The organism is Streptococcus sp. SCPM-O-B-15277 (M60) (genome assembly GCF_058200335.1).
In genome coordinates this window covers 229,995-250,520 of record NZ_JBYQGR010000001.1, presented here as the reverse complement: position 1 = coordinate 250,520, position 20,526 = coordinate 229,995, and the positions used below count along the sequence as shown (strand labels likewise).

The following is a 20,526-nucleotide window of genomic DNA, read 5'->3' as shown; positions in this document are numbered from 1 at the left end:
AAGTTGGTTAGTTATGAAACTTCCAAAAGAAGGCGACTTTATTACAATTCAAAGTTATAAGCATGATGGGAGTCTTCACCGCACTTGGCGAGACACCATGGTACTAAAAACAACAGAGAACGCTATTATCGGCGTCAATGACCATACACTCGTTACCGAGAGTGATGGTCGTCGTTGGGTGACTAGAGAACCGGCTATTGTTTACTTTCACAAGAAATATTGGTTTAATATTATCGCTATGATTCGTGATAATGGTATTTCCTACTACTGCAATATGGCAAGTCCTTACTATCTAGACGAAGAAGCTTTAAAATACATTGACTATGATTTGGATGTTAAAGTTTTTACAGATGGTGAGAAACGCCTCTTGGACGTTGAAGAGTATGAACGTCACAAGCGCAAGATGAATTATCCTGATGATTTAGACTATATTTTGAAAGAGCATGTTAAGATTCTTGTTGATTGGATTAACAATGAACGAGGCCCCTTCTCAGAAGCCTATGTCAACATTTGGTACAAACGCTACGTAGAACTAAAGAATCGGTAAAGTTGTCAAAGGTCAGGAACAAAATCCTGACTTTTTTTATGAGAAAAAACCTGTCTTACGACAGGTTTTCCTTTAAATATCTAACTTCGTAACGGTGAACTTGATATGGGAATAATCTTTCTCGATATCCTTATCTACCATAAAGGCTGTTGCATCCTTCTTGACCTGCACCAAGTCGATATTCTGGGCTTGAGCTGCATAGACACAACCACAGTAACATTGGCGATAAATGTCGTACTCTTCACACATTTCTACAGAGCGTTTGTAGCCTTGATTTTTCTTAAAATCACTCGGAAGATAATGAGTGGTGTAAATTTTCTGCACATCGATCCCGATACTATTGATGGTTTGTGAATTTTTGTGAGGACTGATGGTTAGAGCCGAACCAAAGTAGTCAAAGCCTAAGTCCATAGCCACCTGTGCTGTCTTATCCAAACGATAGTCAAAACAAACCTTGCAACGATCGCCGCCTTCAGGTTCTTCTTCCAAACCTCGAACTAGTTTACGGTATTCATTGGGTTCATATGGTGCTTCTAGGTATTGGACATTGTTGCAAGTTCGCTCATTAAATTCACTGACAAACTTTTTGGTTACATAGGCACGCTTGTGATACTCAGCTTTGGGATGGATATTGGAATTAGCAAAATAAATGGTCACATCCGCATACTTGGTCAAGTACTCTAGTGTGTAAGTACTGCAGGGAGCACAACAGACGTGCATGAGAATAGTTGGTCTCTCTTCATTTTTTTCCCAAACTTGAACCATCTTTTGCATGACACGGTCATAGTTAATCTTTTGATTGGGATTCATCTTACTTAGAATTTCTTCTACATCAATCATGCTCTTCTCCTTTTCTTCTTGTTATTTTATCACAAGAAGGCTCTTTGGGCAAATAGGGTTTCGTGCTTTATTCAGTTTTTAAGTCCTGATTTAATAGCTTGCCCATCCTTTTTAGGCTGATTATTAATATAGGATAAATTAAAAGTAAGATAAGGCCTAGAACTAAAAAGACAGCAACAAGACCCCAACGATCAATCAACCAACCTATCAATGGGAAAATGACAATCATGGAAAGACTAAAGAGCATGGAATTGATACTAAGCATAGTTGCTCTTACACTGGAAGGTAAATAACCTTGCAAGTCATTGAAATAGATAGGCTGATAAACTGCATAAAGTGTATTGGTTAAAAGATATATAAGAAGAAAAGCAAAGGGTGTTCCAGAAAACACCAATAGTAGGGACAAGCCCGTTAGTGCAACAAGAGTCGGAAAAACTCGATTGCTATTCCATTTTTTACCAATTTGACTAGCTACATAAACTGCTATAAGATTTAAGCCACTACCAATCAGCATGACCAGCGATACCTGCCATCCTACTAAGTCACTTATTTTCTGCTGATAGTAAAAGTAAAACATGCACATGAGTGTCCCGACTAGCTGATAAGTCATCATCCAGTAAAAGAGTACTGGTTTTTCCTGCCATTCTTTTCGAACTTGCAGGACAATCGTTTTAAAGGTTAAGACTTCATTTCTTCCTCTCTTAGCCATTGGTTCTTTCATAAAATAAATCAAGATTATAGAAAGAAAAGATAATCCAATAGCAATTAGATAGGTCCAAGCCAATGCTCCGTGAATAAAGAAGCCTGCGACAACTGTACCTAGGGTTCGGGTGACTTCTGCCACACCAGACAAAAAGCTAGAAATCTGAAGATATCGGTCCTTTTGACCCGCTTCTACAGCAGAATCATATAAGAAAGCGGTGCTGGTTCCCGAGTCAAAATTATAGGACCAAGCACTGACCATCATGGCAAGAGCATAAATCCAAAAATTCCCCTGACCAATCAAAATCAAGATAGAGGATACAATACTGGCCAAGCGAGCCAAATAGAGATTGGTCTTGTAGCTAAATCGATCGGCCAACATACCAGATGGGATCTCACACAAGAGACTTGTCCCATGAAAGATACTCTCTAATAGACCGATTTGAAGCAAGGAAAGACCATTCTGAATGAAAAATAAAATCCAAAAACTAGTAATTCCAAAATAAGATGTAAATTCCAGTCCTGCTAGGAGAGGAATATTGCGTTTGTAAGTTCTTTTAAACATCGTTTTCTCTCTTTCAATATGTAATTTGATTGTTTCTAAAAGACTTACCTAGATTTGCCTACATTTTCTCCACCTCTTTCATTTAAAGTGAGAGTGGGACAGAAATCGGTAATTCGTTAGAATTCGATTTCGTCGTCCCACCTCCGCACAGTTGAGTAGGGCTGTAAAAGCTGATGAAATCAGCGTAGTAGAGCCCACTCAACCACTGCGTCTTGCTCGACAATCCAAAAACAATTGAGAGGCTAGGACTTCTGTCCCAGCCTCATAGTTATTAAGGTTTGATACGGTGCAACATACGTGGGAATGGAATAGCTTCACGGATGTGTTTAGTGCCAGCTGCAAAGGTTACCATACGCTCGATACCGATACCAAATCCACCGTGTGGTACGGTACCATATTTACGAAGATCAAGGTAGAATTCGTATTCTGTACGATCCATTCCAAGTGATTCCATCTTAGCGACAAGGGCATCGTAGTCTTCCTCACGCATTGAACCACCGATGATTTCTCCGTAACCTTCTGGCGCAAGCAAGTCTGCACAAAGTACGCGGTCTGGGTTACCAGGAACTGGTTTCATGTAGAAAGCCTTGATGTCAGCTGGATAGTTGATTACGAAAGTTGGCACACCAAAGTGGTTTGAAATCCAAGTTTCGTGAGGTGAACCAAAGTCATCACCATGTTCCAAATGTTCGTAGTCAGCATCTGCATCATTTTCATGCTCTTGCAATAGATCAATCGCTTCATCGTAAGTAATACGTTTGAATGGCTCTGCAATATAACGTTTCAAGAGCTCTGTATCACGTTCCAAGGTTTCCAAGGCTTGAGGAGCACGATCTAGAACACCTTGAAGCAACGCTTTAACATAAGCTTCTTGCAAGTCAAGTGACTCATCATGTGTCAAGTATGAGTACTCCGCATCCATCATCCAGAACTCAGTCAAGTGACGGCGAGTCTTAGATTTCTCCGCACGGAATACTGGACCAAAGTCAAAGACGCGACCTAGAGCCATAGCACCAGCTTCAAGATAAAGCTGACCAGATTGGCTCAAGTAAGCTGGTGTTCCAAAGTAGTCAGTTTCGAAAAGTTCTGTAGAATCTTCTGCTGCATTTCCTGAAAGAATTGGGCTATCAAACTTCATAAAGCCATTCTTATCAAAGAACTCATAAGTTGCATAGATAATAGCGTTACGGATTTGCATCACTGCTACTTGTTTGCGTGAACGCAACCACAAGTGGCGGTTATCCATCAAGAAGTCTGTTCCGTGTTCTTTTGGAGTGATTGGGTAATCTTGAGATTCACCTATGACTTCGATGTCTGTAATATCGAGCTCATAACCAAATTTAGAGCGTTCGTCTTCTTTGACAATCCCAGTCACAAAGACAGATGTTTCTTGGCTTAAGCGTTTGATGGTATCAAATTTTTCAAGTCCCACTTCTTCACCAAATTTTTCGATAAAGTTTGGTTTGAAAGCCACACCTTGGAAAAAGGCAGTTCCGTCACGCAATTGCAAGAAGGCAATTTTCCCTTTTCCTGATTTATTGGCAACCCAGGCACCGATTGTGACTTCTTGACCAACGTAATCTTTTACTTCGATAATTGTTACACGTTTTGTCATCGTTTATCTTCCTTTTTTCGTTTAACTTGTCCAAAGACATTATTACCCACTATTGTACCACAAATAATACCTGATAGCTAGCTAGTTTAACAGAAATTCATAAGTTTTTAACTACAAAACCTCCGCCAATGGGACGGAGGTTTAACTTCTTATTTTTCCATAAATTGGTGCAAACGACGAATGGCTTCTTTAAGTGTATCTAGGTCTGTCGCATAGCTGAGACGGACATTCTCTGGGGCTCCAAATCCAGCACCAGTAATCAAGGCCAGACCCACTTCCTCAAGAATAGCCGTTGTAAATGCAGTTACATCTGTATAACCCTTCATTTCCATAGCTTTTTTAACATTTGGGAAGAGGTAGAAAGCTCCTTGAGGTTTGACGACCTCAAAACCAGGGACCTGACACAAGAGTGGATAAATGGTATTCAAACGTTCCTCAAAAGCCTGACGCATCGTTTCTACTGAGTCTTGTGGACCAGTGAGCGCTTCGATTGTTGCGTATTGAGATACAGCAGTCAGGTTAGAAGTCGTTTGACCAGTCAATTTGCTCATAGCAGCAATAATTTCTGGATCACCTACTGCATAACCTACCCGCCAACCAGTCATAGCGTAGGCCTTAGACACTCCATTGATGACAATGGTTTGTTTGCGAATAGCTTCTGAAAGACTAGAGATTGGAACAAATTCATTCCCGTTATAGACCAAACGTCCATAAATATCGTCTGCTAGGATGAGAATGTCATGCTCAACTGCCCAGTTTCCAATGGCTAACAATTCCTCACGAGAGTAGATCATACCGGTAGGATTAGATGGTGAGTTAAGAACCAAGACTTTGGTCTTATCTGTGCGAGCCGCTTCTAATTGCTCCACAGTTACTTTAAAGTGATTGTCTTCCTTGGCTTGGACAAATACTGGAAGACCTTCTGCCATTTTCACTTGATCGCCATAGCTAACCCAGTAAGGAGTTGGAATAATCACCTCATCTCCAGGATTAACCACAGCCATAAAGAACGTATAAAGGGAGAACTTGGCACCAGTCGCAAACGTGACTTCAGTAGCTGCCACAGAATAACCATAATAACGTTCAAAATAAGTATTGACCGCTGCTTTTAACTCAGGCAGACCTGAAGCCACCGTATAGAAGGAAGCACGTCCATCTCGAATAGCCTCAACTGCAGCATCCTGAATATTTTTAGGAGTATGAAAATCGGGCTGACCTAGAGTCAAGAAAAGAACATCTTTTCCTTCCGCCTTTAATTTCTTAGCTCTTGCATCACTAGCCAGAGTGACACTTTCTTCCATTTCTAAGACACGTTTGGATAATTTCATTGTTTCTCCTTTTCGACTAAGGCGCCAGATTCAAAATCTACTAGATAATAGTCTCCTCCGGACTTGATTTCCCAGACTGGCTTGTTAGCGTACCGTCCAAAGGTAATCTTATCAATCTCAGTTGCTCCTTTTTCTCTGACAACTGCTTCTGCTTTTTCTTGAGAAGTACCATTTTCTAGTTGATATACGTAAATATTATTGTTGTTTTTTTCTATTAAAACAGCAACTGGTTTCTGATTTTTATCTTGACCAAGAACACTATAATAACTTTCTAAGCCATTGAATAAATCAACTTGGTTTACCGTTTCTAGATTCGCATACTGCTTAGCAAGCTTCTCTCCTTCAACCTTAGCAGTCCGATATGGCTTCATGCTGAGCCATACTAAATAAAGAAAGGAAGAAGTGATGACTAGAGTTAACAAAGTGATACCAATAATGTACTGAAATAATAGGGAATTTTTTTCTTTTTTTTGTCTCTTTTTCACTCGTCTATTTTACCATCTATCCAAGTGAATTACAAGTGAAGAAAGGGAAGGAATCTAGATTCTCGATACGTTTTTAGGAGATCATGACACGACTTCAAGCAGTGTTTTTATAGACTTTCCCATGGTCTTAATTCTTAAATGGAATCTTACACTTTATTGATTTTATTTTTTTGAGCGTATTTCTTGCAAATGACTTCGTTTTGTTGTAATATGTTTTGTAACAACAGATTAATTCTGATAAAAAACTTTAAAGGAGACTCCCTATGTCTAAAAAAGTATTATTTATTGTTGGTTCACTTCGAGAAGGTTCATTCAACCATCAAATGGCACTAGAAGCTGAAAAAGCTCTTGCAGGCAAAGCTGAGGTTAGCTATCTTGACTACTCAGCCATTCCTCTATTTAGTCAAGACCTTGAAGTCCCAACTCTTCCAGCTGTCGCTGAAGCTCGTGAAGCAGTTCAAGCTGCGGATGCTATCTGGATTTTCTCACCGGTTTATAATCACTCAATTCCTGGGCCAGTGAAAAACTTACTAGATTGGCTTTCACGCGCTATTGACTTATCTGACACTCGTGGAGCTTCTGCTCTTCAAGATAAGATTGTTACTGTATCTTCTGTAGCAAATGCAGGACACGATCAACTCTTTGCAATCTACAAAGACCTTCTACCATTTATCCGTACACAAGTTGTTGGTGATTTTACCGCAGCTCGTGTCAATGATTCTGCTTGGGCAGATGGTAAACTAGTCCTTGAAGATAGCGTCGTTGCTTCTCTAGAAAAACAAGCTGATGACTTAGTACAGGCTATTCAATAATTGAATTAAAAAAAGAGGCTGGGACAAAAGTCCTAGCCTCTCAATTGTCTTTGGATTGTCGAGCAAGACGCAGTGGTTGAGTGGGCTCTACTACACTGATTTCATCAGCTTTTACAGCCCTACTCAACTGTGCGGAGGTGGGACGACGAAATCGAATTCTAACGAATGACCGATTTCTGTCCCACTCTCTTTTTTATTAATCAACAAGTTCTGAAACCATACTATGTTTGAGTGGTAAACTACACATCACTAGAAGGAAGATAAAGGCTGATTGAATCCAGAAGAGGGCCAGGTCAAAAATTCCATGTACAGCAACTACTGTTAAAAATGAAAGATAAAGTCCAAGGATAGGTCGTTTACTTGGTACTTGACTCATATCGATTAATTTTCGGATTGGGTCTGAAGAGGCAATCCCTAATAATACCGTCCCTACTACACCGTAACTCAATATCGTATCAATGTAAATACTATGAGCATGTTCATGATAAGGAGCAAAAATACGAGGGTAAGAGTGCATATAGGTTAGGGGACCCTCACCCCAGAAGGGATTTTGTTTGAATAAGGCCATACCCGCGTTCCAGATAGATACTCGTTCTTCCATAGATGAATCGAGCGTTCCCATTCGAACTCCCAAATCACTCGAGAAGAGGAAGGCTAGACCAACACCAAATACTCCAATACTGAGCCAGAAGGCACGCCAGTTCTTAATGGTTGTGAAAAGATAAATAATCGCACCAAAGATAATAGCTGGAAAAGCTGTTCTATTTTGGGTGAAATTTAATCCAAACAAATTCGCAAAAATTGCAATCACTGAGAAAATTCTCAACCATCTCAATTTAGTTGTACTAATTAGGTAAAATCCAATCATAATACAGAAGCAACAGATAATTCCATAATAATTAGGATTAAAGAAGGCTACTTCAGCACGATTCTGATGCCAAACCTGCATCTTAGGTGATAAGAAAGTATAATCAAATTTCTTTACAATTTGAAAATGCTCTAGAGCTGCGAAAACCGAGGCCAACACGCTAAGCGACAGAACCGCCTGTAAAACCAATCTAAAAAATTTAGGGGTTAGATGAGCCTGGTAATAGTAAAAGAAAATTGCAAAGAGGAACATTCCTAAAGTGGAAACCATCCCCATCACATTTTGAGCTAAAAGAGAGATAACACCACTATAGCCGATAAATAAAAGTAAGATAAAATGGTGGGATAATCGTTTTAATATCCCCTTCATCTCTCCTGTAAATATAAGACCTATTAAGTAGGCGATAAAAATAATAACGAAAATATAAAAAGGCAAGAAAATACTTAGAATAACAGTTAGCAAGACTAACTCTTGCTTGGATAAGCCTTTCAATTTTTCAATGATACCTATTGATTTCACAACAGATCCTTTCTCTCTGCGCTATAAAGCTCAGATAAATAAACTATTAAAACATTTTACCATTTTTCAAATGATTTGAAAACCACTTTGTCCATGGCAACCTAACTAAAACTAGGTAAAATTTTATATTGGGTGAAGATATCTCTTAAACCACGCATCCTTTTTTAAAAATATGGTACAATAAATCTAGTTGTTTCAGAAAGGACCTAGTATGAAATCCTACCAAGAAGTTTACAAAATCTTAGCTCATGAAACAGATTATTTAAGCGGAGAGAAAATCGCTGAAATATTAAACCTCTCTCGCACCTCTGTTTGGAAGGCTATCCAACGCCTCCAACAAGAAGGTTTAGAAATTGACAGCATCAAAAACCGTGGTTACAAACTTCTTCATGGTGACCTAATCTTACCTCAAGAAATAGAAGCTAACAGCCCAATCTCAGTTCAATTTAAACCTATCACCAAATCAACCCAGAGTGATGCCAAGGAGGCTATGGAAGCTGGTGCCAAAGGAGATACACTCTACCTCTCGACTAGCCAAACGATGGGCCGTGGTCGATTTCAACGTCCCTACTACTCTCCAGACAAGGGGGGAATCTATATGTCTCTCCACCTCAAACCCAATCTTTCTTATCTAGATTTACCAGCTTATACACTCTTAACTGCTGCTGCTATTTATAAGGCTGTTAAAAATTTGAGCTTGATTGATTTAGACATTAAATGGGTAAATGATCTGTATCTAAATCAGAAAAAAATAGCTGGTATTCTAACTGAAGCTATCACTTCTGTCGAAACCGGACTTGTTACAGATGTTATTATTGGTGTTGGAATTAACTTTTCTATCGCAGATTTTCCAAAAAATCTGCAAGGGAAAGCTGGAAGTCTCTTTTCTAAAAGCAGCCCCATCACTCGCAATGAACTGATTGCTGAAATTTGGAAATGTTTCTACGAAACAGATGCCGATGAGCTACTTTATCTCTATAAAAAACGCTCCATCGTTTTAGGAAAAGAAATTTCCTTCAAGAAGGATCAGGAAATCATCTCAGGAAAAGCCTGTGACATTTCGGATCAGGGCCAACTACAGATAGAATTAGCAACTGGTGCAAAAATCTGGCTCAATAGCGGTGAAGTTTCGCTTACCAAATGGTAAATACTCGTCAACAACATAAAAATCGACCTCTCTATTGAGAAGGTCGATTTTCTTATCGTTTATTTTTTCAAACGTTCAACATCACGCGCAATAACAAGTTCTTCATCCGTTGGAATGACAAGGACACGAATTTTTGCAGCATCTGTAGAGATGTCTCCAGTTACACCAAAAACATTTTTCTCTGGATCTACATCACAACCAAACCAAGAAATGCCTGAGATGACTTTCTCACGGACAAGTGTTGCATTTTCACCAACACCAGCAGTAAAGATGATAGCATCTGCTCCGTTTAGGACTGCCAAGTATTGGCCAATATGTTTTTGGATACGGTCAACATACATTTCAAAGGCCAAAGTAGCATCATGATTCCCTGCTTCCATTGCAGCAATCACATCACGCATATCACTAGACTTACCTGAAACACCCAGCAATCCTGACTCACGATTAAGAATACGACTGATATCCTCAGGTTTGTTAAAGTCCTCTGTATATTGCATTAAATAAGGAATGATAGCTGGGTCAATATCCCCTGTACGAGTTCCCATCATAACACCACCAAGTGGAGTGAATCCCATTGATGTATCGATTGATTGACCACCTTTAACAGCTGTAATAGAAGCACCGTTACCAATATGGCAAGTGATTAATTTCAATTCTTCTAGTGGACGGCCCAAGAGTTTTGCTGCTTCTTGAGCAACATATTGGTGACTTGTTCCGTGCGCACCGTATTTACGAACTTTGTTTTCTGTATAGTACTTAGTTGGTAATGGATAACGGTATGCTTTTTCTGGCATTGTTGTGTGGAATGATGTATCAAAGACCGCTACACTTGTGATATCTGGCAACAATTCTTTGAAGGCACGAATACCTGCAGCATTTGCAGGGTTGTGCAATGGAGCAAGAAGTCCTAGTTCTTCAATTTTTTCTAAGACATCGCCTTCAACAACTGTAGACTCTTTGAAGTACTCACCACCTGCAACGACACGGTGTCCAACACCAGTAATTTCATCATAAGAGTTAATAATATTAAAACGAATCAAGTCATCAAGCAAGATTTTTACAGCCAAAGTATGGTTTTCAATATCAAGAACTTGTTCTTCAGAACGACCATCAAACTTAACTGTTGATACAGAATCCTTCAATCCAATTCGCTCAATCAAACCTTTTGCAAGCACCTTTTCTTCTGGCATTTGGTAAAGTTGCCATTTCAAGCTTGAGCTTCCAGCGTTAATTGCAATGGTTTTTGTCATAATGTTTCCCCTTTTTAAGCGTTTTCAGCTATTATATCAAAATTTACATTAGATTTCATGTTCTTGACACCAATTTTGAAAATTTTCTTTAAATTCCATCAAAATTTCAGGGTCACGAAGACTCGTAAGTGGATAAACAAATGGTTCAATCGCTTCTCCCGTCTTCTTCTGTAGAACAAAGATTGTTTTAGACTGAGCTCCCTGTGCAAAGAGATCCTCTGGTAAAGCGATGATTGCTACTAGTTGAGCCTGTTCAGTCAGCCATGATTTCAAAAGTTCGCTCTGAGGACTTGTCAGGAGATCTGTTGGAGCTAGAAAAATTGCATAGCCTCCTGTTCTGAGATACTTGAGAGATTGTTCCATTAACAAATGATGAGCATAAGTATGTTCCCCCTCAGCTGCAACTTGGTAACGCGAAGCTATCTGATTATCTGGGTAGTAGCCAATAGGAAGGTCGCTCACAATGATATCACTTTCTTTTAATACTTGTGGACGTACCGCATCTCCTTGGACAAAGCCCATTTGAAGATCCATAACTTCCGCCATACTCGCAGCCAAATCAATTAAGAGATCATCAATCTCAATCCCTAGGTAGTCTACTTTTTTGTTCATGGACGTTAAGAAGCTTGCTCCTAAAATTCCCATCCCAGAACCTAACTCTAAAAGACTTAAATCTTCAATAGGACAAAGCTGTTCTATGATAAAAATCATCAAGTGACCAATGGCATCTGGCGTGAACTGGTGGTTGGCTTGAAGAGGTTCTGTTTGCGCTGCCTTCATTAACAAAAATTGATAGGTCCGTAACCACTCCTCTTTTCGAAGTGCCAAACGTTTTAAAGCTTGATTGTTTTTCTTGACATCTTCCAGATTGGTTTGGCCATCTAGATAAATTCCGTTTTGTTCTATCAAGGCGTCATAAAAGCTAGTCGCCAAATCGTTTTGAATGATTTGGACATTTTCTAATAAATAGGTATATGCTTGTTCAATTTTTTCAAAATCCATAATCTTATCTTACCAAATTCAGAACTGATTTTCCAGATTTTCATGATACTGAAATCAAATAAAAACCTCTGAGTTGACTCTCAAAGGTTTATTCTACTATTTACGATTTTCAACTGCAGCTGTCACAAAAGCAGTGTAGAGTTCTTCTGGACGGTTTGGGCGACTTGAAAGCTCTGGATGGTACTGACAAGCCACAAAGAATTTGTTTTCTGGAATCTCAACTATTTCGACCAAGCGGTTGTCTGGTGACACTCCTGAAAAGACAAAACCTGCTCCTTCAAACTGTTCACGGAAGGCATTGTTAAATTCATAACGGTGACGGTGACGACGTTGCACCACCTCTTTGTTATGATAAGCTGCCGCTGCCTTAGAACCACGTTTTAGCTTAGAAGGATAAAGGCCCAAACGAAGGGTTCCCCCCATGTCCTCAACATCAATCTGATCACGCATGATATCGATGATCGGATAGTTTGTATCAGGATCAAGCTCTGCTGAATTAGCCCCTTCAAGTCCCAAAACATGACGGGCAAACTCGATACAAGTCAATTGCATTCCCAAGCAGACTCCCAACATTGGTACATCATTTTCTCGAGCATAGCGAATCGCTTGAATCTTACCTTCTGTCCCACGTTGACCAAAACCACCTGGAACGATAATTCCATCAGCGTCATCTAATAGTTCCGCTACATTATCAGCTGTCACATCGTTAGCATTGACCCAATCAATCTTGACTTCTGTATCATTGGCATAACCAGAGTGTTTCAAGGCCTCTACGACAGAAATGTAGGCATCTTGCAACTCGACATACTTACCAACAAGAGCAATTTTAACTTGTTTTTTGAGGTTCATGACCTTGTCAACCATAGCTGACCATTCTGTCATGTCTGCTGCAGGTGCATCAATTTTCAAATGGTCACAGACGATTTGATCCATGCCTTGAGCTTGCAAATTCAGTGGAATTTGGTAAAGATGATCCACGTCCAATGACTCTATAACGGCTTCTGGTGCTACATCACAGAACTGAGCTAGTTTGTTTTTTATTCCTTGTCCAGCTGGCTTTTCTGTACGAATAACCAACATATTTGGCTGGATTCCTAAACCACGCAATTCTTTGACAGAGTGTTGAGTTGGTTTGGTCTTCATCTCACCCGCTGCCTTTAGATAAGGAAGTAAGGTTGTATGGATATACATGACATTATCTGCGCCGACATCAGACTTCATTTGACGAAGTGCCTCTAGAAATGGAAGGGATTCGATATCACCGACTGTTCCACCAACCTCTGTAATAATAACATCAGAGTCCGTCGTTAGAGCAGCACGCTTAATTTTTTCTTTTAAGGCATCTGTAATATGAGGAATGACTTGGACCGTTGCACCAAGATACTCTCCACGACGTTCCTTACGAAGAACTTCACTGTAGATTTTCCCAGTTGTCACATTTGAGTATTTATTGAGATTGATATCAATAAAACGTTCATAGTGGCCCAAATCCAAATCTGTCTCTGCTCCATCGTCTGTTACAAAGACTTCTCCGTGCTGGTAAGGGCTCATGGTCCCTGGATCGATATTGATATAAGGGTCAAATTTTTGAATGGTTACCTTCAAACCACGGTTTTTCAAGAGCCTCCCTAGACTCGCTGCAACAATTCCTTTCCCAATAGACGATACAACACCACCAGTTACAAAAATATATTTCGTAGACATAGATTCCTCTTTCTAAAATGTTCAAGGTCTTGTTAACTACGAGGGGAGATAGGAAACAAGACCTTCACCGATAACTACAATCCAGGATGATCATTTACCTGGAAAAACAAAAATAGCTCCCTAATAACTAGGGAGCTCCGACCTCTAAAAGAGGTGCCCGAACAATATCTTACCTCAATTTGGCTCATTTGTCAAATGTCATTCTTTGCTAGATTTATAGTTCTATTCAGAAAAGAAAAACAACAAGGAAATTTCCTTGTTGTATGATATTATTCTTCTTCGTCCTCAGAATCTTCGTCGTCTTCTTCAACAAGATCGACATCTTCCCCAAGATCGTCTGGTGCAATTTCGTTGATTTCAGCGTCGTAGGCTTCTACTTCGTTCTTCTCATCGTCTGGATTTTCATCATCATAAGAAAGAGCTGGATCTTCTTCGTAGGCGTCCTCATCCTCTGGATCATCTGCACCATAATCAATGGCATCCGTATCTCCGTCCATAAAGGCATTGACACGTTTTTTCTTAGCCTTAGGTGCTACTTCTTCATCGTCACTTTCTTCAAGTGCAATGATTTCTTCGTCAATTTCATCTACTCCATACCATGAACGAAGGCCCCATTTGTTATCTCCAAGAGAGATAAAGCTACCATCAAAGTTCAACTCTGTATAGAACAAAGGTAGGGCTTCACGAATATCGCTATTAGAGGTACCAAGATAGTTTTGGATTTCATTGACTAAATCGCTAAAATGCATCTCGTGATCGCGACCACGTTGTTCCAAGATGGCACGAGCCACCTCAATCATAGATAGTTCACTTTTTTCTTGCCCAGCAAATACTTCTAATTCCAAAGCGTTTCTCCTCTTTTTTACTACTAACGCCAGAGCATATAAACTCTGGTCTCATTTTATCATGTACTCTTTATTGTACGATAATTTTGCCTAATAGTCAAAGGTTTAGAAGAAATAATGTGAAATATTTCAGCTAATTGAAAGACCTGGGAGATACACTCACAGGTCCGCTACTTTATTTATAGCTTAAAGCTCGTTTAAAGGTTTTCCAGATCCCTAAATCATCTGTTTGGAGAACTAGGCTTGCATACATACGCCCGATAAAGGCTGTTGCAGTTACGGCAAATACAACTGTTATTGCAAGCGAAATCCATGCTTCTAAACTACTTGCATAACCATTAATAGCTCTAAAAGGCATAAAGAAGGTTGAAATGAATGGAATATAAGAGCCAATTTTCAAAACCAAATTATCCCCAGAAGTTCCTAAGGCGGTTACCCCTATAAACCCTACCATAATTAAGAGCATCAAAGGGGACAAGGCCTTACCAGAGTCTTCGGGTCTCGAAACCATAGAACCCAGAAAGGCTGCCAAGACCACATACATAAAGAGACTAACCAAGACAAACAACAAGGTATTGACCGAAAAGGCTTCTCCCAAGTGGCTTAGAATACCTGAATTGGCCAAGATAGGCATATCTTTAAAGAATAAGATTGCTCCCAAGCCGCCTACAACATAAATACCAATATGAGTCAAAATGACAAGAAGTAAGGCAATCATACGTGCGTAAAAGTAATGACTAGCACGAATACTTGAGAAGACCACTTCCATAATTTTTGTGCCTTTTTCACTAGCCACTTCTTGAGCAGTGACACTGGCATAAGTAATCAAAATCATATAGAGGAAGAAGCCCAGTCCAGCCGCCGCAAAGGTTTGGACCATCTTTTTACTTTCCTTGGCTTCATCAATCTGCTCTGAGAATTGAATCGTTTGTGCCAAGTGTTGTTCCTGTTCCTCAGATAAATGCGCCTCCGAACGATTGAGTTGGTATTGGAGTTCATTCAACTTAGTGGTCACAGCTAACTTTATACCACTTTCAAGGGAAGTTTCACCATGATAAACTGCCTTGAGGACACTACCTTCTTGGTCAATCGTTAGATAGCCCTTTATTTTTTCATCCTTGACAGCTTCTTGGGCACTGGCTTCATCCTTATAGTCAAAGTTAATGCCATTGGTCGATTTGAGTCCTTCTGTAACAGCAGGTACCGAACTAACCACTGCTAACTTATTATTTTGAGCTAGAGAAGAACCTTGGAGATACCCAATTCCTCCAGATAAACCGATAAAGAGAAATGGCGAGATTACCATAAAGAAGAAACTCCAGGATTTGACATGACGTAGATAGGTTTCTTTGATTACAACCAACATATTTCTCATACTTCCACCCCTGATTCTAGTTTAAAGATTTCATCAATTGTCGGAGCTTGCTGATCAAAGGTCGCGATATAGTGTCCTTGAGTCAAGATAGCAAAGAGCTCCTGTCCAGCATTTTCATCATCTAGGATGAGCTTCCAAATTCCCTGCTTGGTCAAGCTAGCATGAATGACATGTGGGAGTTTTTCCAAGTCTTCCTGACTCTTTTCACTTGCAACAAAGAGTCGCGTTTTGCCGTATTGATTACGAACATCTTGGACTGGTCCATGCAAGACGACACGCCCATCACGAATCATAAGGATATCATCACATAGCTCTTCGACATTGGTCATGACGTGGTCTGAAAAGATAATGGTTGCACCACGTTCTTTTTCTTTGAGGATAACCTGCTTGAGCAATTCGGTATTGACTGGATCCAGACCACTAAAAGGTTCATCTAGGATAATCAAATCTGGTTCATGCATTAAAGTAATGATTAGCTGAATCTTTTGTTGATTCCCTTTTGAGAGACTCTTAATCTTGTCTGTCAGTTTCCCCTTGACTTCCAGTTTTTCCATCCATTGAGGGAGTTTTTCTTTGACTTCTTTGGCATCCATGCCTTTTAAGGTTGCCAAATAACGCACTTGTTCAAGAACTGTCAATTTAGGCATGAGACTACGTTCTTCGGGTAGATAGCCAATCCGAGCATAGGTTTCCTGACGAATTTCCTGACCATCAAACTGAATCTCGCCCTGATACTCTAAAAATTTCAAAATACTATGAAAAATGGTTGTTTTCCCAGCTCCATTTTTCCCAACTAGACCTAAAATTCGCCCTGGGCGTGCTTGGAAATCTATACCAAATAGAACTTTTTTAGGACCAAAACTTTTTTCAAGATTGCGGACTTCTAACATATTCCACCTCCTACTCATCTTACCCTCATTATACTCCTTTTTTAAGCCATTACAAGGATTTATGTACATTTTTATTAGTAGAATTTACTAGGAATTTTTTATCTCAAAACGAATCAGATTCAACCTTATTTTTCTTTCCAATATTCGGCATTTACAAAGATAAAAAATCCACCCTTAGGATGGATTTTTTACTATTAACGCACTTCTGCATTGACTTTTTCTTCAAGTGAAGCTTGGATTTTTTCCATGTAGCGTGCGACTTCTTCGTCTGTCAAGCTATCTTCTGGATTTTGGAAAGTCAAGCTATAGGCCATAGACTTCATTCCAACTCCTAGTTTTTCACCTGAGAAGACGTCAAAGAGTTTGATGTCTGTCAACCGTTTCACTCCAGCAGCTTTGATGGCATCAACCACATCTTGGTGAGTGACTTCTGCTTTGAGGAGAAGGGCAATATCACGGCTCACCGCTGGGAACTTGGTAATTTCTACAAATGGAGCAGCTGGTTGAAGGGCTGCTTCGATAGCTGAAAGATTAAGCTCAGCTACATAAGTCTCTGGAATATCGTAAGCCTTAGCAGTAACCGGATGCACTTGACCGAGGAAACCAAGAACTTGGTCACCGAGTGAGATCAAGGCTGTACGTCCTGGGTGGAGGCTCTTAATTTCTTGCGTTGCTGTATAAGTCACCTCAAGACCCAAGCGAGCAAAGAGGGCTTCCAAAATTCCCTTGGCATAGAAGAAATCAACAGGGACTGCTGGTGTTTGGAAGTCTTTTTCAGCAACTAAACCAGTCAATGCAAAAGCAAAGCTGTTGATTTCGTTTGGCAAGTCCTCCTTTGGATTACCCGTTTGCTCGAAGACTTTTCCGATCTCGTAGAGAGCCAAGTCTTTGTTCTTACGAGCTACGTTGTAGGCAACTGTATCCAAAATACCTGAAACCATATTTTGACGGAGGACTGAACGGTCCACGGTCATTGGCCACATGAGCTCAGTTAAGTTGCTTGGTTTAGTCGTGAATTCAACCGCTTTTTCAGGAGTTGTCAGAGCATAGGTGATGATTTCTGTCAATCCAGCACCTTCAGCAATGGTGCGAACTTTACGACGTAATTTTTGAGTCGCAGTCAATTCACCGGCTGTCCCATCACCTTTTGGAAGACTAGTTGGCAAGCGATCATAACCATAGATACGAGCGATTTCTTCAAAGAGATCCGCCTCGATAGTGATATCCCAACGGCGACGTGGCACGCTGACTGTGAAGGCTTCTGCATTTCCAGAAAGGCCAAATCCAAGACGACGGAAAACATCCTCTACATCCGCGTAGGAAAGCTCAGTACCAAGGACACGGTTAACGTCAGCAAGGGTTGAAGAAACTTCTACATCAGAAGTATCCAACTGTCCTGCTGAAACGATACCTTTACGAACAGTCGCACCGGCCAATTCAGCAATCATGCTTGCTGCCGCATCAAGGGCTTCATTAACGGTTGCCACGTTGATCCCCTTTTCAAAACGAGAAGAAGACTCTGAACGAAGGTTGAGGCGACCGCTAGTCTTACGGATTGATTTGCCATTGAAGACAGCAGCTTCAAGGACAACACGACTAGACTTTTCAGAGATTTCTGTAGCTTGTCCGCCCATGACACCTGCAAGGGCTACTGGTTTGTCAGCAACAGTGATGACTAAGTCATTCACGTCCAACTCACGTTCTTCCCCATCCAAGGTCACCAATTTTTCACCAGCACGCGCTTCACGCACACGAATGTCGTTTCCTTCAAAGGTATCCAAGTCGAAGGCATGCATAGGTTGACCAAAGTAAAGTAGGATATAGTTTGTTACGTCTACCACGTTATTGATTGGACGGATACCTTCGTTCATAAGGAGGTTTTGCAACCATTGTGGACTTGGTGCGATGGTCACATTGTCCAAGATACGGGTTGCATAGTATGGTGCTTTGTCTGTGTCAATGCTGACAGAAAGAGCATCTGCTGCAGCTTCAGTAGTTTCTGTTAAAGTAAATTCTTTAAAGGTCACTGCCTTGTCATAGATGGCTGCCACTTCGTACGCAACCCCACGCATAGAAAGGGCATCTGCACGGTTTGGTGTGATTGAAAGTTCGATGATTTCATCATCCAAGTCGAGATATGAGAATACTTCCTCACCTGGAACAGCATCATCTGGCAAGATTTGTATACCATCTGCGAATTCCTTCGGTATAACGGAGTCAGAAATTCCCAACTCACCAAGTGAACAGATCATCCCTAGTGATTCTAAGCCACGGATTTTCCCTTTTTTGATTTTGTAGTTATCCGCGATGCGAGCACCCGGAAGAGCCACCATAACCTTGATACCTGCACGCACATTTGGTGCTCCACAGACGATTTGACGGGCTTCTTCTTCACCCACATTGACTTGGCAGACATGCAAATGAGTTTCTGGCACATCTTCGCAAGACAAGACTTCTCCGACGACAATTTTTGATAGACCAGCAGCAGGTGATTCTACACCTTCTACTTCAATCCCTGTGGTTGACATTTTTTCAGCCAACTCTTGTGATGGCACATCAATGTCCACCAATTCTTTTAACCATTTGTATGATACTAACATAATTCTGATTGTAAGGTCCCACCAAGCAAGACCTTTTCAATTCCTTTCTTTTTCTTCGAGTCAGTCATTTCTATTTCTATACCATGTGAAAACAAGAACGACTGTTTAGGATTGTGTTTCAGGTTTCAATCTTATTTAAACTGTTCTGAAAAGCGGACATCGCCTTGGTAGAAGCCACGGATATCGTTGATTCCGTAACGGAGCATGGCTACACGCTCTTGTCCAAGACCAAAGGCAAATCCAGAGTAAACATTCGCATCGATACCACTCATTTCAAGGACACGTGGGTGAACCATACCTGCACCCATAATCTCGATCCAACCAGTTTTCTTACATACGTTACAGCCTTCTCCACCACACTTGAAGCAAGAAACATCCACCTCAACAGATGGCTCTGTGAATGGGAAATAAGATGGACGCAGACGGATTTGACGCTCTTCACCGAACATCTTTTGCACAATCAACTGAAGCGTTCCTTGAAGGTCAGCCATAGAGATATTTTTCCCTACAACCAAACCTTCGATTTGGTGGAATTGGTGACTGTGGGTTGCATCGTCCGTATCACGACGGAATACACGCCCTGGTGAGATCATCTTCAAAGGACCTTTTGAGAAATCATGGGCATCCATCGCACGCGCCTGAACTGGAGACGTGTGAGTACGAAGCAAGATTTCTTCTGTGATATAGAAAGTGTCCTGCATATCACGAGCTGGGTGATCCTTTGGAAGGTTCATACGTTCAAAGTTATAGTAGTCTTGTTCTACTTCAAAACCATCCACTACTTGGTAACCCATCCCGATGAAAATATCTTCGATTTCTTCACTGGTTTGTGTGAGAACGTGACGGTGACCAGTCGCAACTGGGCGACCTGGAAGCGTAACATCGATGCTCTCACTTGCTAGTTGAGCTTCAACTTTCTTTTCTTCCAATAGCTTAGCTGATTCTTCAAATGCAGCTGTCAAAACATCACGCGCTTCATTGACGTGTTTCCCGATAATTGGACGCATTTCTGCAGAAACGTCTTTCATCCCTTTCAGGATTTCAGTAAGGGAACCTTTTTTACCAAGGACAGAGACGCGCAATTCTTGCATTTCTTTTTCATTTTCAGCAGTAATCTGCTTCAAGCTTGCTAGCGTCTCTTCACGAAGCGCTTTTAATTGTTCTTCAATAGTTGACATAATTCCTCCATCAGTCTCTCGTAGATAAAAAGAAAACCACATGCCAAAAACTCCACTCGGAGCGTTGACACGCGGTACCATCCGTTTTTATCTGACAAGTCAGACCTTTATTTCTGAATCCATAGGCAAGTGAATTCACCCAGCTTTCATATAGAGAGCTTTCAGTCACGGCTCTCCTCCCTGATATACTTCCCCTGAGATACTAGTCTTGCAGATTCCTATTTAATTATTATTTATTTTATCAAATTTCAAAC

General features: G+C 40.6%; 17 protein-coding genes. 3 read left to right on the top strand and 14 right to left on the bottom strand.

Annotation, left to right across the window (positions count from 1 at the left end):
• Positions 1-13: 13 nt before the first annotated feature.
• On the top strand, positions 14-547 hold the full coding sequence (gene ntdP / locus AC3E9F_RS01290) for a nucleoside tri-diphosphate phosphatase (RefSeq protein ID WP_004252157.1): 534 nt from the start codon (positions 14-16) through the stop codon (positions 545-547).
• Positions 548-619: 72 nt separating this feature from the next.
• Here ntdP and AC3E9F_RS01285 read toward each other — a convergent pair whose 3' ends face one another.
• From AC3E9F_RS01285 to AC3E9F_RS01265, 5 genes are all read right to left on the bottom strand, one after another.
• Positions 620-1,387, bottom strand: coding sequence for an epoxyqueuosine reductase QueH (locus AC3E9F_RS01285; RefSeq protein WP_263393921.1), 768 nt, complete (start codon positions 1,385-1,387; stop codon positions 620-622).
• Between the two features lie 67 nt (positions 1,388-1,454).
• On the bottom strand, positions 1,455-2,654 hold the full coding sequence (locus AC3E9F_RS01280; protein WP_263393922.1) for an MFS transporter: 1,200 nt from the start codon (positions 2,652-2,654) through the stop codon (positions 1,455-1,457).
• 271 nt (positions 2,655-2,925) lie between these two features.
• The gene (asnS, locus tag AC3E9F_RS01275) at positions 2,926-4,269 is read right to left on the bottom strand and encodes an asparagine--tRNA ligase (protein ID WP_223338899.1); all 1,344 of its coding nucleotides are present in this window, start codon (positions 4,267-4,269) and stop codon (positions 2,926-2,928) included.
• Between the two features lie 149 nt (positions 4,270-4,418).
• On the bottom strand, positions 4,419-5,597 hold the full coding sequence (locus AC3E9F_RS01270) for a pyridoxal phosphate-dependent aminotransferase (protein ID WP_263393923.1): 1,179 nt from the start codon (positions 5,595-5,597) through the stop codon (positions 4,419-4,421).
• On the bottom strand, positions 5,594-6,082 hold the full coding sequence (locus AC3E9F_RS01265) for a cell wall elongation regulator TseB-like domain-containing protein (RefSeq protein WP_263393924.1): 489 nt from the start codon (positions 6,080-6,082) through the stop codon (positions 5,594-5,596). The genes AC3E9F_RS01270 and AC3E9F_RS01265 overlap by 4 nt, the downstream gene beginning before the upstream one ends.
• Before the next feature lie 263 nt (positions 6,083-6,345).
• Between AC3E9F_RS01265 and AC3E9F_RS01260 the strand changes: the two genes are divergently transcribed.
• Positions 6,346-6,894, top strand: a complete 549-nt coding sequence (locus tag AC3E9F_RS01260; protein WP_263393925.1) for an NADPH-dependent FMN reductase — start codon at positions 6,346-6,348, stop codon at positions 6,892-6,894.
• A gap of 196 nt (positions 6,895-7,090) precedes the next feature.
• Here AC3E9F_RS01260 and AC3E9F_RS01255 read toward each other — a convergent pair whose 3' ends face one another.
• The gene (locus AC3E9F_RS01255; protein WP_263393926.1) at positions 7,091-8,281 is read right to left on the bottom strand and encodes an O-antigen ligase family protein; all 1,191 of its coding nucleotides are present in this window, start codon (positions 8,279-8,281) and stop codon (positions 7,091-7,093) included.
• A gap of 211 nt (positions 8,282-8,492) precedes the next feature.
• Here AC3E9F_RS01255 and birA point away from each other — a divergent pair, with 211 nt between their 5' ends.
• Positions 8,493-9,428, top strand: coding sequence for a bifunctional biotin--[acetyl-CoA-carboxylase] ligase/biotin operon repressor BirA (birA, locus tag AC3E9F_RS01250; protein WP_263393927.1), 936 nt, complete (start codon positions 8,493-8,495; stop codon positions 9,426-9,428).
• 59 nt (positions 9,429-9,487) lie between these two features.
• Here the strand turns inward: birA and AC3E9F_RS01245 are convergent, their stop codons facing one another.
• The 8 genes from AC3E9F_RS01245 to pheS form a co-directional block, all read right to left on the bottom strand.
• On the bottom strand, positions 9,488-10,678 hold the full coding sequence (locus tag AC3E9F_RS01245) for an acetate kinase (protein ID WP_263393928.1): 1,191 nt from the start codon (positions 10,676-10,678) through the stop codon (positions 9,488-9,490).
• Between the two features lie 48 nt (positions 10,679-10,726).
• Positions 10,727-11,680, bottom strand: a complete 954-nt coding sequence (locus AC3E9F_RS01240) for a class I SAM-dependent methyltransferase (RefSeq protein ID WP_263393929.1) — start codon at positions 11,678-11,680, stop codon at positions 10,727-10,729.
• Positions 11,681-11,776: 96 nt separating this feature from the next.
• A complete protein-coding gene (gene pyrG, locus AC3E9F_RS01235; protein ID WP_263393930.1) occupies positions 11,777-13,384 on the bottom strand; it encodes a CTP synthase in 1,608 nt (535 codons plus the stop codon).
• 269 nt (positions 13,385-13,653) lie between these two features.
• Positions 13,654-14,229, bottom strand: coding sequence for a DNA-directed RNA polymerase subunit delta (gene rpoE, locus AC3E9F_RS01230; protein WP_317852499.1), 576 nt, complete (start codon positions 14,227-14,229; stop codon positions 13,654-13,656).
• Between the two features lie 175 nt (positions 14,230-14,404).
• Positions 14,405-15,604, bottom strand: coding sequence for an ABC transporter permease (locus tag AC3E9F_RS01225; protein WP_263393931.1), 1,200 nt, complete (start codon positions 15,602-15,604; stop codon positions 14,405-14,407).
• A complete protein-coding gene (locus AC3E9F_RS01220; protein ID WP_263393932.1) occupies positions 15,601-16,494 on the bottom strand; it encodes an ABC transporter ATP-binding protein in 894 nt (297 codons plus the stop codon). The genes AC3E9F_RS01225 and AC3E9F_RS01220 overlap by 4 nt, the downstream gene beginning before the upstream one ends.
• 194 nt (positions 16,495-16,688) lie before the next feature.
• Complete coding sequence (gene pheT / locus AC3E9F_RS01215; protein WP_263393933.1) at positions 16,689-19,094, bottom strand: phenylalanine--tRNA ligase subunit beta; 2,406 nt, start codon at positions 19,092-19,094, stop codon at positions 16,689-16,691.
• A 131-nt stretch (positions 19,095-19,225) separates the two neighbouring features.
• Positions 19,226-20,272 carry a phenylalanine--tRNA ligase subunit alpha gene (gene pheS / locus AC3E9F_RS01210; protein ID WP_490672699.1) on the bottom strand — a complete coding sequence of 349 codons (1,047 nt, stop codon included), beginning with the start codon at positions 20,270-20,272 and terminating at the stop codon, positions 19,226-19,228.
• Between the last annotated feature and the right edge of the window lie 254 nt (positions 20,273-20,526).

Bases quoted from the DNA above. Each gene is read 5' to 3' on its own strand.
- AC3E9F_RS01280 (WP_263393922.1), bottom strand. From the start codon at position 2,654: ATGTTTAAAAGAACTTACAAACGCAATATTCCTCTCCTAGCAGGACTG.
- asnS (WP_223338899.1), bottom strand. From the start codon at position 4,269: ATGACAAAACGTGTAACAATTATCGAAGTAAAAGATTACGTTGGTCAA.
- AC3E9F_RS01270 (WP_263393923.1), bottom strand. From the start codon at position 5,597: ATGAAATTATCCAAACGTGTCTTAGAAATGGAAGAAAGTGTCACTCTG.
- AC3E9F_RS01220 (WP_263393932.1), bottom strand. From the start codon at position 16,494: ATGTTAGAAGTCCGCAATCTTGAAAAAAGTTTTGGTCCTAAAAAAGTT.
- ntdP (WP_004252157.1), top strand. From the start codon at position 14: ATGAAACTTCCAAAAGAAGGCGACTTTATTACAATTCAAAGTTATAAG.
- pheS (WP_490672699.1), bottom strand. From the start codon at position 20,272: ATGTCAACTATTGAAGAACAATTAAAAGCGCTTCGTGAAGAGACGCTA.
- AC3E9F_RS01245 (WP_263393928.1), bottom strand. From the start codon at position 10,678: ATGACAAAAACCATTGCAATTAACGCTGGAAGCTCAAGCTTGAAATGG.
- pheT (WP_263393933.1), bottom strand. From the start codon at position 19,094: ATGTTAGTATCATACAAATGGTTAAAAGAATTGGTGGACATTGATGTG.
- AC3E9F_RS01260 (WP_263393925.1), top strand. From the start codon at position 6,346: ATGTCTAAAAAAGTATTATTTATTGTTGGTTCACTTCGAGAAGGTTCA.
- AC3E9F_RS01225 (WP_263393931.1), bottom strand. From the start codon at position 15,604: ATGAGAAATATGTTGGTTGTAATCAAAGAAACCTATCTACGTCATGTC.
- AC3E9F_RS01285 (WP_263393921.1), bottom strand. From the start codon at position 1,387: ATGATTGATGTAGAAGAAATTCTAAGTAAGATGAATCCCAATCAAAAG.
- birA (WP_263393927.1), top strand. From the start codon at position 8,493: ATGAAATCCTACCAAGAAGTTTACAAAATCTTAGCTCATGAAACAGAT.
- pyrG (WP_263393930.1), bottom strand. From the start codon at position 13,384: ATGTCTACGAAATATATTTTTGTAACTGGTGGTGTTGTATCGTCTATT.
- AC3E9F_RS01240 (WP_263393929.1), bottom strand. From the start codon at position 11,680: ATGGATTTTGAAAAAATTGAACAAGCATATACCTATTTATTAGAAAAT.